The sequence below is a fragment of the Pontibacter sp. LHS2 genome, from assembly GCF_058932845.1.
The window spans coordinates 273,350-288,876 of record NZ_JBZYWG010000003.1 but is presented as its reverse complement, the minus strand read 5'-3'; the positions used below and the strand labels follow the sequence as shown (position 1 = coordinate 288,876).

Below are 15,527 nucleotides of genomic sequence, written 5' to 3'. Positions count from 1 at the left end.
CTATGAATAAAATCAAGTTTTGGAACAGCTGGGACGCCGACACAAGGTTTCCCTACCTGTTTTTGCTGATTGTAGCTGTGCTGGCGCTCATGCTGGGGGTATACCATTACTTCACTGGCGAGAGCAACATCATGGCCTGGGATAAGCTGCCCGAGTTGCAGGTGGTCAAGGTGCCGGTGCACGAGTTTTCGCGTCTGCTGGAGCCTTTCACGCTGTATGTCGATGGCTACCTGCTCACCGAGCAGTACGATGTGGGAATGCCTGTCATCAATACGTTTGCTGCGGTAGCCCTCGTACTACTACTAGCCCTCTGCCTGGCTTTCTATACAGCGGCTATCACCACCATGAAGCGCATCCCTTACTTTGCAGGTATGCTGTTGCTCATGATGTTGCTGGCCTCGTTCAACTTAGACCTGTTGGGTGTGATTGGCAGCAATACCGGTCAGGGCACGTTGCTGATCTCTATCGTACTTTTTGCCTTGGCAAGCTATGCCTTTCAGGCTTTTTACCAACAGGTATCTTTCACCGTTAGGGTCATGGTAATGATCGCACTGGTGAGTGTTCTGGGCTCTTTTATCTACATGGAGTCCGATTTCCCACCCCTGCTGACCACACTGCACCTTGCTAACTATAGCTCTTTGGCGCTCATGGTGGCCTCCCTGATTTTTATGATCTGGGTCGGTTACGAGAACATCAATGCCCTGCTCTGGATCAATACACAGGCCGATAAGCCTGAGCGTCGTTTCAGCATCTGGCAGTTTGCGCTGGTCAGCGTGCTATACCTGGTGAATCTGGTTCTGCTATACCTGCGCCATGTTGGTTATGTAAAAGGTGACTTCTTTTATATCAATGCATTCGTTATCCTGCTTTTCTCGGCGATAGCCGGTTTTTGGGGCATGCGTCAGCGCGAAGCACTCTATGGCAGGCTATTCCCCTTCAAACCAACAGGTGCCATTATTTACCTGGTGTTTGCGATCATTACCTTCCTGAGCATCGGTTATGCACATGCCACTGCCAACGACTCCGCCGTATTGGTTTTTCATAACCTGATCGTTTACACACACCTGGCTTTCGGTGCATTCTTCTTCCTGTATGTGATGGTAAACTTCGGGGGACTAATCAAACAGCGACTGGCCGTTTACAAGGTAGTATACCAGCCTAAGAGGCTGCCTATCTATACTATCTATACTATGGGAGCTATTCTGCTGGCCATACTGGTGATGCGAACCCAGTTCAGAGTGTATTTCAATGCCTATGCCGGTTACTATAGTTACCTAGGCGATTTGTACCAGAGTTCTGACAACACCATTCTGGCGGAGCGCTTTTACAAGGAGAGTGATCTGTTCGATGTGAATAACGTGAAGGCTAACTTCAGCTTGTCAGCCATGTACCGCGTCCAGAACGAGCGCAACAAGGAAATTCTGAGCCTGCAGGAGGCACTGGAACGACGCCCTAACCCGAAGCTCTACATCCGACTGGCCAACCTGTATGACCGCAAGCAGTATTTCTTCGAAAAACTGTATGTGCTGCAGCAGGGAGCTGTGGCTTTTCCAAAGAGTGGAGAGATCTATAATAACCTGGCCCTGCTTTACGCTCAGACCAGTGTGCATGACAGTGTGACCTACTACTTCGATCTGGCCCAGAAATATGCTTCAAACGGAGACCTGGTACGCAGCAACCGTCTTGCTTACTATACCCGTCAAGCAATGCCCGAGGAGGCAAAGGAACTGGTAGCCGAGATCCGTTCTACCAAGTACAAGCCACTGCGGAGCAATATGGCCGCCCTCAACCAATTGCTGGGCAATACTTCTGACATCAAGGACGATGATTTTGTGCCAGACTCGCTGGAACGAGTAGAAGACCTGACACTTTTCTATAACAAAACCATCACCAGCGTTAACAAAGGTGATACTTCCCTGTTGAAGCCTATCAACCGCTACCTGGCCTCACAGGAGAACAGGCTCTTCATGGAAGACCTGCTATACCTGAAAGGCCTGGTGCACCACTATGATGGCAGGCCAAAAGAGGCTCGCAGCGTGGTAGAGAACCTGGCACTGGCTGCAGGAGAGCGGAGCGGGTATTATTACAATGCCCTGGGGTATTGGATGATGGAAGAAGAGAACTATGGCGCCGCCGCTTACTATTTTAAAGAAGCAAAGGACAGGGGTTTTGCGCAGGCGTTTCTGTCACATGCGTATGCCCTGGCTCTCAACCATCAGACCGAACAGGCTGTAGAGGCGCTTCGTGAAGTAGGGTTTACAGAAATTGAGTCGGCGGTTGCAGTAGCACAGTCGCTGGAAGAGACGCTTGAACAGTCGCCATCTACGATCATTTCCCAGGCGCCGGACCATGACAAGGTACAGTACCTAATCGCTTACCTGCCTGATCTGTTGCCTGAGGATGTAGAGCGTATCGTGAAGAGTGTGCAGGAAAAAGACCTGCGCCGCGAGGCCCTGGTAGCCAAGGTGGATTACTACATGGAGAGAAGAGCTTGGAAACTGGCCAATGAAGCTATAAAAGAGGCCGCCTCCGAACTTCGGCCAGAAGGGGAGCTCCGCTCCAAGCTCAACCTGCAGCAAATGCAGGTATGGCTCAACACCAAAAATCACGATGTGCTGGTAAAGCGGATGGATAACCTATACCTGACTCCGAAAGACAAACGACACAAACTGTATTTCCGGGCTAAAATAGCAGAGATCAAGGGACGCGATCGCGAAGCGGCCGAGCGATACAGCCAGGCGATCAAGATGCTGCTTTTCGATGAGCAGGTAGTAGAAGATGCCGCCGTGTTCTTTGCCAGGTATAGCCCGACCGAAATGCAGGCCTATGACATCCTGCTGGACGGTATCACCTACAATCCATACTCGGCCAGGCTCTACAAAGCCTATGCGCTGGAGAGTGTAAACAGGGGGCTTGTCAGCTATGCAGACCAGGCGCTTGTTTCGTTACGCAGCTTGCTTCCTGCTTCAGAATATAGTACTTTTAAAGAGAAATTTGATAAACAGCGCCAAGCTAAAGCAGCAGAGGCAGATCAGTGGCAACTCTAAAACAGGTTCTATGAGCACCATCATCGAGACTCACGATATTTCGAAGGTATACCGCATGGGTAGTGAGACCATTCATGCACTCAAGTCTGTGTCTATCAAGATAGAGCGAGGAGAATATGTGGCGTTTATGGGGCCGTCCGGTTCCGGAAAGTCCACGCTCATGAACATCATCGGCTGTCTGGATACCCCTACCGGAGGGCAGTATGTGCTGAACGGGAATGATGTGAGTAACATGACCGATAATGAGTTAGCGGAAGTGCGTAACAAGGAGATCGGTTTCGTATTCCAGACCTTCAACCTGCTGCCACGACAGAGTTCTCTTGAAAACGTAGCCCTGCCGCTGATTTACGCTGGGTATAACAAGACATCACGCGAGGAAAAAGCGCAGAAAGCGCTGGAGAGTGTAGGCCTTGGCAACCGTGGTAAACACAAACCTAACGAACTGTCAGGTGGTCAGCGCCAACGTGTGGCCATTGCCCGAGCACTCATCAACGACCCGAGTATCATCCTGGCTGACGAACCGACCGGTAACCTCGATACCAAGACCTCTTACGAGATCATGGAGCTGTTCGAGAACCTGCATGCCAAAGGCAACACCATCATCATGGTGACACACGAAGAGGATATTGCCAAATATGCTCACCGGATAGTGCGCCTTCGCGACGGACTTATCGAATCAGACGAGATCAACCACGATGTGACGACGCATGCAGATTTAAACGCAGCGCAATAGCTCATGAAAATATACACAAAGACAGGCGACAAAGGTACCACTTCCCTTATAGGAGGAACCCGCGTAGCTAAGTCGCACCTACGCATAGAAGCGTACGGCACCGTAGACGAACTTAACTCCTATATCGGTCTGGTGCGCGACCAGGAGGTAAACAAAGGCAGGGCTGACATCCTGAAAGAAATACAGGACCGCCTCTTCACGATTGGCTCCACGCTGGCCACCGATCCTGACAAGAACACCAAAATGGTGACCCCCGACCTTCATGCCGAAGACGTAACCCTACTGGAACAGCAAATCGACGAGATGACAGCTGAAGTGCCACCGCTGCGTGCCTTTGTGCTGCCGGGCGGTCATCAGTCCGTTTCATTTGGCCACCTGGCCCGATGCGTATGCCGCCGCGCCGAGCGTCTGGCCATCCGCCTGCAGGAAGAGTCGCCGGTAGACGATTTGGTGATCATGTACCTGAACCGTTTGTCCGATTATCTGTTCGCTCTTTGCCGAAAAATGACGTATGAGTTACAGGCTGAGGAAATCGCCTGGAAGCCACGCGTCTGATTCATTGTTCAACTAATAATCCCCCTTTATTTATGTCAGTTGATACCCTAACTATAGCCACTCAGTGCGTCCCGCAGAGCCGCATTGCTGAGCTGGACTTCAATAATATTGAATTCGGGAAGATATTTGCCGACCATATGCTGGTAGCCGACTACAAAGACGGTGCCTGGCAAACCCCTGAAATCAAGCCTTACGGCAATATGGCGCTCAGCCCGGCAACCTCAGCACTCCACTACGGACAGGCGATCTTTGAAGGGATGAAGGCCTATAAGAACGCTGACGGTGATATCCTGCTGTTCAGACCGCTCGATAACTTCAAGCGACTGAACATTTCCGGAGACCGCATGTGCATACCTGAGCTGCCTGAGGAGATCTTCATGCAGGGGCTGGAGCAGTTGCTTCGCCTGGATGCTGCCTGGGTGCCGCCAACTGCTGGTTGCGCGCTTTACATCCGTCCGTTCATCTTCGCCACCGACGAGTTCATTGGCGTGCGTCCATCTTCAAGTTACCGCTTTATGGTGTTCAGCTGCCCGGTGGGCGCCTACTATGGTCAGCCGCTACGCGTTGCCATTGAACCAAACTATGTGCGCTCAGCAGAAGGTGGTGCGGGTTATGCCAAAGCTGCCGGTAACTACGGCGCTGCTCTGTACCCGGCCCGCAAAATGCAGGAGCAAGGCTATCACCAGCTCATCTGGACTGACTCACGCGAACACAAGTATATCGAGGAGTCCGGCACCATGAACGTGATGTTTGTGATTGACGGCAAGATCGTAACCCCAGCTGTCAGCACGACCATCCTGTCAGGCATCACCCGCGACAGCGTACTGCAGATCGCACGCGACAAAGGTATACCTATAGAGGAGCGCAAAGTGGCTGTCAGCGAGATTGTAGAAGCCCACAAAGCCGGCAAGCTACAGGAAGCATTCGGTACGGGAACAGCCGCTACGATTGCCCAGATCGCCACTATACATTACAACGGGGAGGACATGGACCTGCCTGCAATCGAAGGTCGCGAGATATCCAATGGCATTGCGGCAGAGCTGGATCGCATCAAAACCGGCCAGGCTCCTGACACGCATAACTGGATCTACAAGATTAGCTTATAATCATCAGACAAAAGTAAATGCTGGACTGGAAGCTGCATCGGCTTTTGGTCCAGCATTTTAGCGTTTTAAATAAAAATAGGAAACATGACTTCAGAACAATTGAAGGAATTAAAGGCTCGTGTCGAAGCCTTGAGGAGGTATCTTTGACTACGATAACAAGAAACAACAGATAGCCGAGACAGAAAGGCAAACACTGGCACCTGACTTTTGGGATGACCCGAAAGCAGCCGAAAAAGTACTCAAAGAAGTTAAATCGCTGAAGGTATGGACGGACCACTACGAGGAAGTGGAGAAGTCAGTCTCCGACCTGGAAGTACTCTTCGATTTCTACAAAGAAGGCGATGTATCCGACGAAGATATAAAAGCGGAGGCAAAGAAGACAGAAGGCGATATCGAAGGGCTGGAGTTCAAGCGAATGCTCAGTGGCGAGGAAGACCAGCTAAGCGCCATCTTGGAGATCAACCCGGGCGCAGGCGGTACGGAGAGCCAGGACTGGGCCGAGATGTTGATGCGCATGTACATCATGTGGGCCGAGTCGCACAACTTTAGCGTGAAGCAGGTCAACTATAACCCGGGAGAAGGGGCAGGTATAAAATCAGCCACGCTGGAGATTACCGGAGACTTCGCCTATGGATACCTCAAATCCGAGATCGGCGTGCACCGCCTGGTACGCATTTCCCCATTTGATTCGGGTGGTCGTCGCCATACCTCATTTGCTTCCATATTTGCTTATCCGGTAGTGGATGACACCATCAACATCGAAGTGAATCCGAGTGATATTGAGTGGGATACTTTCCGCTCAGGTGGGGCTGGAGGCCAGAATGTGAACAAGGTGGAGACGGCAGTGCGTTTGAAGCACAAGCCAACTGGCATTGTGATCGAGTGCCAGATTGAGCGTTCGCAATTGATGAACAAAGAGCATGCCCTGCGTATGCTCCGCTCTAGGCTCTACCAGATCGAGATCGAGAAGCGCAACGAAGAGCGTGACAGGATTGAGAGTACCAAAAAGCGCATTGACTTTGGTTCCCAGATACGTAACTACGTACTGCATCCGTACAAACTCGTGAAGGACATCCGCACGGGTGTAGAGCGGTCAGATGTGCAGAATGTACTGGACGGTGACTTGGACGAGTACATCAAGGCGTACTTGATGCAAGCTTAAGATTAGATTATACCTGATAGTATACAAAAGAGGCTCCTATGTTGGAGCCTCTTTTGTTAATACTGAAATAGTGCTTTATGTTAATCCTCTGTTCCATCATCCCACCACACACCTTCGTTGAATATCTGAGAGCCCCTTACGTTTGGTACGTTAGCCTCGTTCGTGTCCAGTTCGTTCTGTGCATAAGGGAAGCGCAATGGCGGAGGTGAGATCGGGTGCTGGGCTATAAAGGCAGGCAAGTCCGTTCTTCTCCAGTCGTTGTAAGCCTCGATGGATTGGAAGTAGAAAAAAGCGATCCATTTCTGGCGGATGATGCTTTCCAGTGAAACAGTCGAAGCATTTGCCGCGATGTAAGCCTCTATAGCAGGGGCCGGGGCATTAATCTGCCTAACCATAGCGGCACGGATTCCCTCCTGGAAAGCTACCAGTGCCTCTGCCGTATTTCCCAATCTTAAGTGTGCCTCTGCCTCAATAAACTTCAGCTCATCATAAGTCATGATAGGCATTGTGGAAGTCGCACTCAACACGTAAGGGCCGGGAGAAGGAGTGTTATTCGGGTTTTTTACATCCGAGAAGTTGCGGTTTGCCTGATCGTTTGTCTGCGTGCCGTTTGGCGCGCCTGTGATCTCACCCGTATTAGGAGCAGGAGCGACCATGGCTTGCAAGCGAGGGTCATTCAAACTCATCAACGTTTGCACAAATGATTCGCTCACGGCGTGGTGACTTCTGTCATTGGCCTCCTGCCACCACGGGTGTTCCCCAATAGCCGCAGCTGTATACCTGCTGAAAGTGAAATTCTGGCTAGCGTTTTCGAAACCCTGAGCCGCAGCCGCAAGCGCGGCTTGCGCAGAACCAGTTGGATCGATGTTACTCAATCTGTTATGGAACCTTGCTTTCAAGGAGTAGGCCGCCCGAGTCCAGTTGGTCACGTTACCAGAGTAGATCAGGTCCTGTCCTGCTGGGGTGGGAGCCCCGCTTGCCAGATCAACAATCGCTTCATCAAGCAGGTTCTGAATCTCGGTGTAGATTTGCTGCTGCGAATCATAAGTGGGAGTGCGGTTCTCCACACCCTGGCCTGCTTCAGAATAAGGTACGCTGCCCCATATGTCTGTGGCTACGGACATGGTGTATGCCTTGAGTACTTTGGCTATACCTACGTGCACCAGGTTGCCCTCCTCTGCACCACCCGGTGAGCCTCGCTCAATAATAATGTTCAGGTCTGGTAGCACCCCGGCGTAAATGTTATTCCACATGTTGTTGACCAGCGTGTTGTTCTCCAGGCCGGAGCGGCGATCAGCCTCTTGCAGCTGAGCGTGCACGCCCGCAGTGTGCTGCACAAAGACAGAGGAGTACCAAGCCAAGTCAGCGCCTGTCACCGCTGTTGGGACGTTTACTGTAACCTGTGGCATGAGTAGGTTTACCGAAACCTCCTCTGGGCTGTTGGGGTTCGTGTCGATCTCATCCAGTGTGTCATCACTGCAAGAGCCGCCTACAAGGACTAACCCGACAGCGATAAGATAACTTATATATCTATGCTTTTTCATGATCGTATGATTTCTGTCTGTTAAAATGTTAGTCTCAAACCGGCGCCAAAACTTCTAGCCTGCGGTAGCGTCACATACTCCAATCCCTGGAAGTTGCTGCCCCCGCCCACACTCGTCTCAGGGTCAAAGTTAGGGTAGTCGGTAATCAGGAAGAGGTTACGACCGGTCAGTACTACAGAAGCGTTTTTAATGAAGGTCCGTTCGGTAAGCGTTTCAGGGAGTGAGAAACTCAGCGCTACCTCCCGCAGCCTGACAAATGAGGTGGAGTATACGTTGGACTCGTCAATGGCATCCAGTGTGCTCTGCCAGTAAGTTTGACCCCGGACGATGTTAATGTCATTCGGCCCCTCTACAACCAGGTTGCCGTTTTCATCCTGGAAGCCTTTTACGCCAGGGTATACGAAGTCACTTTCGCGGTCTTCAGTCAGTTCAGCCATGCCGTACAGCTTCAGGAGTCTGGTGTTACCGGCGTACATGTTGCCGCCTTTTCGCCAGTCTACCTGCGCCGTCAGGCTGATGCCTCTGAACGTGAAACCGTTGGTGAACGACATCTCGAAGTCAGGCTGTACGTTGCCGATATTCTTGGCCTCGCCTCCAAGCAGTGGCATGCCATACCTAGGGTTAGGATTGCCAGCTATGGTTTGGCGGCTGTCCACCACCACATTGCCGTTATCATCCCTTATAAAAGAGGATCCGAATATAATGGGGTATAGTGCTCCGGCCTCAGCCCGAACGTTTGGTGTCACAAAGCCCCCAAGGAAGATACTCTCCACACCCTCTGCCAATTCAACCACCCGGTTTCTGTAGCGGGTATAGTTGGTAGTGAAGGTCCATTCAAAGTTGTCGGTTCGGAAAGGGATTACCGTGGCAATCAATTCATGGCCTTTCGTTTCCAAGCGACCGGCATTCCTGAACTCAGATGTAAAGCCCGAAGAGGCCGCAACCGGCACACTGAAAATCTGGTCTTCTGTTGTTTGCACATAATAGGTATAGTCCAGTGTGAAGCGGTTGTCAAATAACCTGAAGTCACCGCCAAACTCAATTGTTCTGGTGTTTTGAGGTCTCAAGTCTTCTGTTCTGAACACGGCGCTACGGGTATAGCCGATGGTGTTGTTGAAAGGGAACTGAATACCTTCGTTCAGGAAGCCACCAACGTTTAGCGCACCACCCGGAATGAAAATGTTTCGGGTGATATATGCTTGGTCTGGCGCCTGGCCAGCCTCTGCATAGGATGCTCTCAGTTTACCGAAATTCAGGATGTTATTGTCTATACCGAAGGCATCTGTAAAGGCAAAGCCTACACCCACCGATGGGTAGAAGAACGTACGGTTGCCTCGGGCCAGGTTAGAAACGTAGTCCTGTCGGGCAGAGGCGTTCAGGAAGAGGTAATCCCGGAAGCCCACCTCCGCATTGGCGTAAAAGCCGGCCACTCTTCGTCGGGTGATGGTCTCTGCAGCGTTCTGTACCACTGTGTTGCTTATGTTGCGGAAACCACCCTGGGCGATACCCCGGCCTACTGTGGAGATAAGTCGGTTACGGATATCGTAGATTTCATTTCCCAATAGCAAATTGGCGGTTAGATCTTCTCCGAACTCTCTATTAAGGATCACTGACAGGTTGGAGTTGATCTGGTTCTGGTTGAAGGCATAGTCGTTGATCTGCCCCCCTGATGGTGTGGCGCCTCTACCGCCTGTAAAACCTGAGCCAAGCTCATATACCTCTTTCCCGTCAGTGATGAAGAAGTCGCCGCCCAGTCTGTAGTTTACTTGCAGCCATTCGAGTGCCTGGTAATTAATATTGGCCGTGCTGATAACCCGGCGAGTATCTTCGTAGAACTGGTTGTTGGCAAGAGACCAGCGGGGATTATCTATCTGTCCGCGATAGTTAATTTGTCTGTAGGGGTTGAGTGGGTCTGCAAAAGGCAGTCCCCACAGGTCGAAGTTCCGAGGTGCGGCGTACAGTGTGAAAAGCGGGTTGGACAAGTTGGAGCCGCCTGGCACCTTGTCGATATGCACGTCAGAATAGTTAGCAGATGCGCCAAGTGTCACTTTGGGGTGCACCTTGAACTCGCCGGCTATTTTGCCAGTGAAGCGCTCCATGCCCGTGGTCGGGATAATGCCTTCCTGGTCGGTATAGCCCAAGGTCACGGCATAGTTACCGATCTGCCCGCTGTTGGCCAATGAAATGCTGTTAGTGGCCGTATGACCTGTCTGGAAGAACGGATCCATGTTGTCAAATACTCTATTGCCCGATACGGTCTCACCTCTGGCGTCAACCACATCGCCCAGTGTGCTAATTCTCGGTCCCCACGAGAGGGAGGTTGTGCGATCATACGCACCACCTGAGCCTTGGGAGTAAGTGCTTTGCAGGTCAGGTAGTCGAGACACCCGGTCGATCTGGTAATCAGTTGAGAAAGTGATTGTGGCTCTATCTTGTGCATCAAGGCCCCTTCCTTTTTTGGTAGTGATGAGTACAACCCCGTTCGCGGCGCGAACACCATAGAGTGCTGCGGCGGCACCCCCTTTAAGCACAGAGATCGACTCGATGTCGTTCGGGTTAATGTCAAGTGCACGTGCCGATGCGTCTGTTCCGCTTACACCCCCAACACCTATACCTGTGCCCCCGGCCTGTTGTATGGCATCGCTTTCAATTGGCATACCGTCCACCACATACAGGGGCTGGTTGTTGCCTACAAGAGAGCGGGCTCCCCGGATGGTGATTTGTGAAGACGAGCCTGGCATACCACTGGATTGGCGCACCACTACGCCAGCTACTTTACCCTGCAGTGCGTTCGTGACATTGGGGTGGTTAGCGCGCGTGACGGCTTCCCCATCTACCTGTTGCACGGAGTAGCTGAGTGCTCTTTCCTCTCTTTCTATACCGAATGCTGTGACCACAACCTCACCCAATTGGCGGGTATCCACGCTCAAGGCTACATTGATTGTACTTTGATTATCGATATTGCGTGTAACGGTGGCGTAACCAATGAAGCGGAATGCGAGTGTGTTTGAGCCCTCAGGCACGTTGATGGTGTATTCGCCGTTGGCTCCGGTAGCGGTGCCGACGCTGGTACCTTGTACCAGCACAGCGACACCGGGCAGTCCTTGCCCTGTTTCCTGGTCTGTCACGGTACCCGTGACCGTTCTAGTCTGTGCCATGGCTTGTTGAAAAAGCGTGAGCACCAGAATAAAACTTACTAGTAGTAGTTTGTTCATGTCCCAAAGAGTTTTGGTTTCACTTAGATGTGTAGCATCAGGTTGGCAAAAGTGCCACGAGTTTGGGCACTTACTAGAGAGGTAGTCTTAGAAGAGTCTTATATAATTTGACCCTAAATGATTACACTAAAAGTTTGAACATTAAATATAATGATGTATCTATTATTTAATGTTATAGTTCAATTTAGTGATCTTAACATTATACGTGTCAAATCTTAATTAGCACTTGATTTATAGTATTTTAACTAAAATTGATTTTAAAGAATAATATTTATGATATGTATATATTTATATAAATAAGTTTGCTGACTTTAGATATAAGCACTACTGATAGGGATATAAAAATGGGAAAAGGTGATCGATCGGGTCAAACCCGTTAAGCGTGAGAGTCCTCAATTTTGCAGTACCGGACCAGTTATTTCATCAATCAATTTATTGGTACTGCAGTGGATCAAATGGAGTACTGTGCGATTTGGATTGGAGCGTGATTAAGCCTTCATGTTTGAGACTAGCTGGTAATGGCGTATTTCAACTCGATTCTTAGGTAAATGGCTTTTATAAGGGTATGTGTTATAACATTGAATAAGAATAACTTACGAGAATGGTTGGTGGCTATATATAAATTGGTTTGGTGTTATGTCAAGGTGGTAATTACAGGTGTAAGAGAGTAGTATTCTGAAATACAGTATATTGAGTGATGTTTATATAGCGCTTATCTCTGTGCGATTTTGTAATAACACAAGATGAAGGGTTAAAGCGCTGAAAAAGACGAAGATAAGTGCGCAGATTTTTGAATAGCAGTTTTGTATATATTGGAAAATTATTCTTAGTTTGGAGCAATCAAATAGTGTAAAAATTTTGCTTGAGTGATAAACAAGCTTGTTTAATTTCTGTTTAGCTGCTGGGCATTAATACCATTATTCAGCTATTTTAACCACTTAAGTGAAGCACTTATGTACACTAGCATTTTGGTTATGCTTCTTTTAATTCTTAAACCTTAACTACTATTTATCTTTCACCTCAATTAACAGACCAATGAAAAAACTACTACTATTGAGTTTTGCGCTGGTATTCGTCGTGCTTCAACAGGCACTGGCGCAGGGCAGAACTGTTACGGGTACTGTGACAGACCAGGCGACAGGCGAAGGCCTTCCCGGTGTTGCAGTGCTTGTTAAGGGCACTAGCTCCGGTACGGCTACCGGTGCTGACGGTACTTATTCTATTAATGTGCCGGCTGACGGCAACACGCTTGTATTCCGATTCCTCGGTTACAGAACTGTAGAGCGTCCAATCGGAACATCCGCATCTATTAACGTAACACTTGAAATTGACCAGAGACAACTGGATGAAGTTGTAGTTGTTGGTTATGGTACACAGCAGAAAAAAGACGTAACCAGCTCTATTGCGCAGGTTAAAGGTGAGACGATTGCCAACCTGGCAACGCCATCTTTTGACCAGCAGCTGGCCGGTCGTGCTTCTGGTGTACAGATCACGCAGCCATCTGGTATCCTGGGTGCTCCTCCAAAGATCAACATCCGTGGTGTAAACTCTATCTCTTCCAACACACAGCCACTTATCGTAATTGACGGTGTGCCTGCTACGTCTGGTAACCTGGGTGGATTTACACCATCTAACGCACTTGCTGACATCAACCCGAACGATATCGAGTCATTCGAAATCCTGAAGGATGGTGCTGCGACAGCGGTTTACGGTTCGCGTGCCTCTAACGGTGTAATCCTTATTACTACTAAGCGTGGTAAGTCTGGTCAGGCCAAGTTCTCTTATGATGGCTGGGCAGGTTCTGCTAAGGCAATCGAACTGCACGACCTGCTGAACGCACGTGAGTTCGTTGAAATCACAAACGAAAAATATGCAAACCTAGGTCAGACTTCCCCAGCTGCATTAGGTGATGCTGATACTGACTGGAATGACGAAGTATTCCGTACTGCTTTCCAGCACAGCCATGCATTCTCTGCCAGCGGCGGTACTGACAAAACAACTTACTATTTCTCTTTGGGTTACTCTAACCAGGAAGGTATTGGCGTTGCTAACAGCCTGGAGCGTTATTCAATCCGTACTAACTTGCAGACTAAAGTAACTAGTTTCCTTGACTTCGGTTTGCAGGCTGGTTTGACCAATCAGATCAACTCTGGTCCATTAACAGGTTCTAACAGCTTGTCTGGTAACATCTTCAGTGTGATCCGTATGCACCCTAACGTGCCAGTGTTTAACCCTGCTCACCCAACTGGATACAATATCGACTTCCAGGAGCCTAGAGCCCTTGGTCGTGGACCGAACGCTGGTATCATTGCGAACGGTATTCCAAACATCCGTTTCGTACTGGATAACAATAAGCGTAGAGCAACTACTTACCGTGGTCTGGGTAACGTATTCCTGGATTTTAAACTAATTGACAACCTGCGTTTCAGAACGCAATTGGGTGCTGACTTGACCCTGGTTGACGACTTCCTGTACAATGACCCACGTCATGGTGATGGTATCGGTTCTAGCGGTCTGGTTTCTCAGGCTTACTCTCCGATCAAAGCATGGAACTGGCAGAACATCCTGAGCTACAATAAGTCGTTCAACGAAGTTCACAACTTGGATATTACTGCAGTTCAGGAATACAACAAGACAAGAACTAGCTTCTTCCAGGCTCAGGGTACTGGCCTTTCTGACCGTTTCTTCAGCGAGAACCTTGTAAGTGGTGCGTTTGCTAACCAGTTTGCCTTTGGTGGTATCGGCGAAAACGGTCTTGCTTCTTACTTAGGTCGTTTCAACTACAACTATGCGAGCAAGTACTATATTGGTGCTTCTATGCGTGCTGACGGTCTTTCTAAGTTATCAGAAGACAACCGTTGGGGTTACTTCCCTGGCGTATCTGCTGCATGGAGAATCTCTGAAGAAGATTTCTTCAAGAACTCTTCAGCACTTAGCGTAATCTCTGACCTGAGACTGCGTGGTAGCTTTGCAGAAGTTGGTAACATCGGTATCCCAGGTAACTACCCTTACCTAGGTTCATTCGGAGCTGCTCAGTACGGTACTTTCAACGGTATCTCTTTCAGCAACACGGGTAACCCTGACTTGCGTTGGGAAGCACAGAAAATCACTGACTTCGGCATTGATCTGGGCTTATTCGATGGCCGTCTGAACCTGGAACTGGCTTACTGGATGAAAAATAACTCCGATATTGTTCTTCAGGCTCCAACACCTCCATCACTGGGTGTGCCTAACAACTATATCACCCGTAACATCGGTCGCGTTGACAACAATGGTATCGAATTCTCGATCTCTGGTACAGTGATTGACAAATCTAACTTCAGCTGGAACTCTAACTTCAACTTCTCTACTCAGAACAACGAAGTGAAAGGATTGGTTGACGGTCAGGATATCGTGTATGAGTACACCATCCACCGTGAAGGCGAGTCTATCAACTCTATCTATGGCTACCAGTACGAAGGTGTGAACAGTGCGAACGGTAACCCAATCTACCGCAAAGGCGATGGCTCACTGGTACAAGGTAACATTGGTGGCAACGGTGGTTCTGCCGGTGTGTATTACGGATACGACCCAGCTAACCCAAGCACACTAGGAGCACAATCTTCGCTTTCTAATGCTGACAAAGTAATTTTGGGCAACACGCTTCCTAAGTGGTTCGGTGGTTTTGATAACAACTTCAAACTTGGAAACTTCGATGCAAACGTATTTGTTCGTTTCTCAGGTGGTAACAAGATCATGAACCGTACACGTCAGGACCTTTTGACAATGGCGTTTGAGAACAACGGTCGTGAGATCCTTGGCAGATGGCAGTCTCCAGAGAACCCAGGTGATGGACAGACTCCAAAACTGGCTGCTGGTGCAAACTATGGTAACTTTATCAACACAAACGGTGAGTCTTCTTCTCGTTTTGTTGAGAGCGGCGACTTCCTGAAAGTAAGCAACCTGTCACTTGGCTACACACTGCCTAAGACTTTGTCTGATCGTATCAGCGTGGATCGTCTGAGAGTTTATGCTCAGGTACAAAACGCTTTCGTGATCACTGACTACTCAGGTCTTGACCCAGAAACTTATACTAACCTGAACAACAACAACCTTGGTGTTGACTGGAACGGTCAGCCACAGCAGCGTGTGTTCACAGTTGGCTTAAACCTTGGCTTCTAATTTT

8 protein-coding genes are annotated in these 15,527 nt (G+C 49.5%); 6 read left to right on the top strand and 2 right to left on the bottom strand.

Translation table 11 applies throughout. From position 1 onward, the window contains the following. Positions 1 to 2: 2 nt before the first annotated feature. The 5 genes from AC5FX6_RS14510 (at position 3) to prfB (ending at position 6,603) form a co-directional block, all read left to right on the top strand. Positions 3 to 3,047: a tetratricopeptide repeat protein gene (locus tag AC5FX6_RS14510; RefSeq protein ID WP_493597778.1), complete on the top strand. Its 3,045-nt coding sequence runs from the start codon at positions 3 to 5 to the stop codon at positions 3,045 to 3,047. A 10-nt stretch (positions 3,048 to 3,057) separates the two neighbouring features. Then, positions 3,058 to 3,780 carry an ABC transporter ATP-binding protein gene (locus tag AC5FX6_RS14505; protein ID WP_493597777.1) on the top strand — a complete coding sequence of 241 codons (723 nt, stop codon included), beginning with the start codon at positions 3,058 to 3,060 and terminating at the stop codon, positions 3,778 to 3,780. A 3-nt stretch (positions 3,781 to 3,783) separates the two neighbouring features. After that, the gene (locus tag AC5FX6_RS14500) at positions 3,784 to 4,335 is read left to right on the top strand and encodes a cob(I)yrinic acid a,c-diamide adenosyltransferase (RefSeq protein WP_493597776.1); all 552 of its coding nucleotides are present in this window, start codon (positions 3,784 to 3,786) and stop codon (positions 4,333 to 4,335) included. A 32-nt stretch (positions 4,336 to 4,367) separates the two neighbouring features. Continuing rightward, positions 4,368 to 5,441 carry a branched-chain amino acid aminotransferase gene (locus tag AC5FX6_RS14495; protein ID WP_493597775.1) on the top strand — a complete coding sequence of 358 codons (1,074 nt, stop codon included), beginning with the start codon at positions 4,368 to 4,370 and terminating at the stop codon, positions 5,439 to 5,441. A gap of 84 nt (positions 5,442 to 5,525) precedes the next feature. Beyond that, a protein-coding gene (prfB, locus tag AC5FX6_RS14490; RefSeq protein ID WP_493597774.1) for a peptide chain release factor 2 occupies positions 5,526 to 6,603 on the top strand; the annotation gives its coding sequence in 2 pieces (ribosomal slippage) (positions 5,526 to 5,585 and positions 5,587 to 6,603; 1,077 coding nt in all). Positions 6,604 to 6,683: 80 nt separating this feature from the next. On the opposite strand, the gene AC5FX6_RS14485 is transcribed toward prfB, so the two are convergent. After that, positions 6,684 to 8,147 carry a SusD/RagB family nutrient-binding outer membrane lipoprotein gene (locus AC5FX6_RS14485; RefSeq protein WP_493597773.1) on the bottom strand — a complete coding sequence of 488 codons (1,464 nt, stop codon included), beginning with the start codon at positions 8,145 to 8,147 and terminating at the stop codon, positions 6,684 to 6,686. Between the two features lie 20 nt (positions 8,148 to 8,167). After that, on the bottom strand, positions 8,168 to 11,362 hold the full coding sequence (locus AC5FX6_RS14480; protein ID WP_493597772.1) for a SusC/RagA family TonB-linked outer membrane protein: 3,195 nt from the start codon (positions 11,360 to 11,362) through the stop codon (positions 8,168 to 8,170). 1,035 nt (positions 11,363 to 12,397) lie between these two features. Here AC5FX6_RS14480 and AC5FX6_RS14475 point away from each other — a divergent pair. Continuing rightward, positions 12,398 to 15,523, top strand: coding sequence for a SusC/RagA family TonB-linked outer membrane protein (locus AC5FX6_RS14475; protein ID WP_493597771.1), 3,126 nt, complete (start codon positions 12,398 to 12,400; stop codon positions 15,521 to 15,523). Positions 15,524 to 15,527 lie beyond the last annotated feature (4 nt).

Excerpts from the sequence above, each read along its gene's own strand:
- AC5FX6_RS14505 (WP_493597777.1), top strand. The coding sequence starts at position 3,058 with ATGAGCACCATCATCGAGACTCACGATATTTCGAAGGTATACCGCATG.
- AC5FX6_RS14485 (WP_493597773.1), bottom strand. The coding sequence starts at position 8,147 with ATGAAAAAGCATAGATATATAAGTTATCTTATCGCTGTCGGGTTAGTC.
- AC5FX6_RS14510 (WP_493597778.1), top strand. The coding sequence starts at position 3 with ATGAATAAAATCAAGTTTTGGAACAGCTGGGACGCCGACACAAGGTTT.
- AC5FX6_RS14480 (WP_493597772.1), bottom strand. The coding sequence starts at position 11,362 with ATGAACAAACTACTACTAGTAAGTTTTATTCTGGTGCTCACGCTTTTT.
- AC5FX6_RS14475 (WP_493597771.1), top strand. The coding sequence starts at position 12,398 with ATGAAAAAACTACTACTATTGAGTTTTGCGCTGGTATTCGTCGTGCTT.
- AC5FX6_RS14495 (WP_493597775.1), top strand. The coding sequence starts at position 4,368 with ATGTCAGTTGATACCCTAACTATAGCCACTCAGTGCGTCCCGCAGAGC.
- AC5FX6_RS14500 (WP_493597776.1), top strand. The coding sequence starts at position 3,784 with ATGAAAATATACACAAAGACAGGCGACAAAGGTACCACTTCCCTTATA.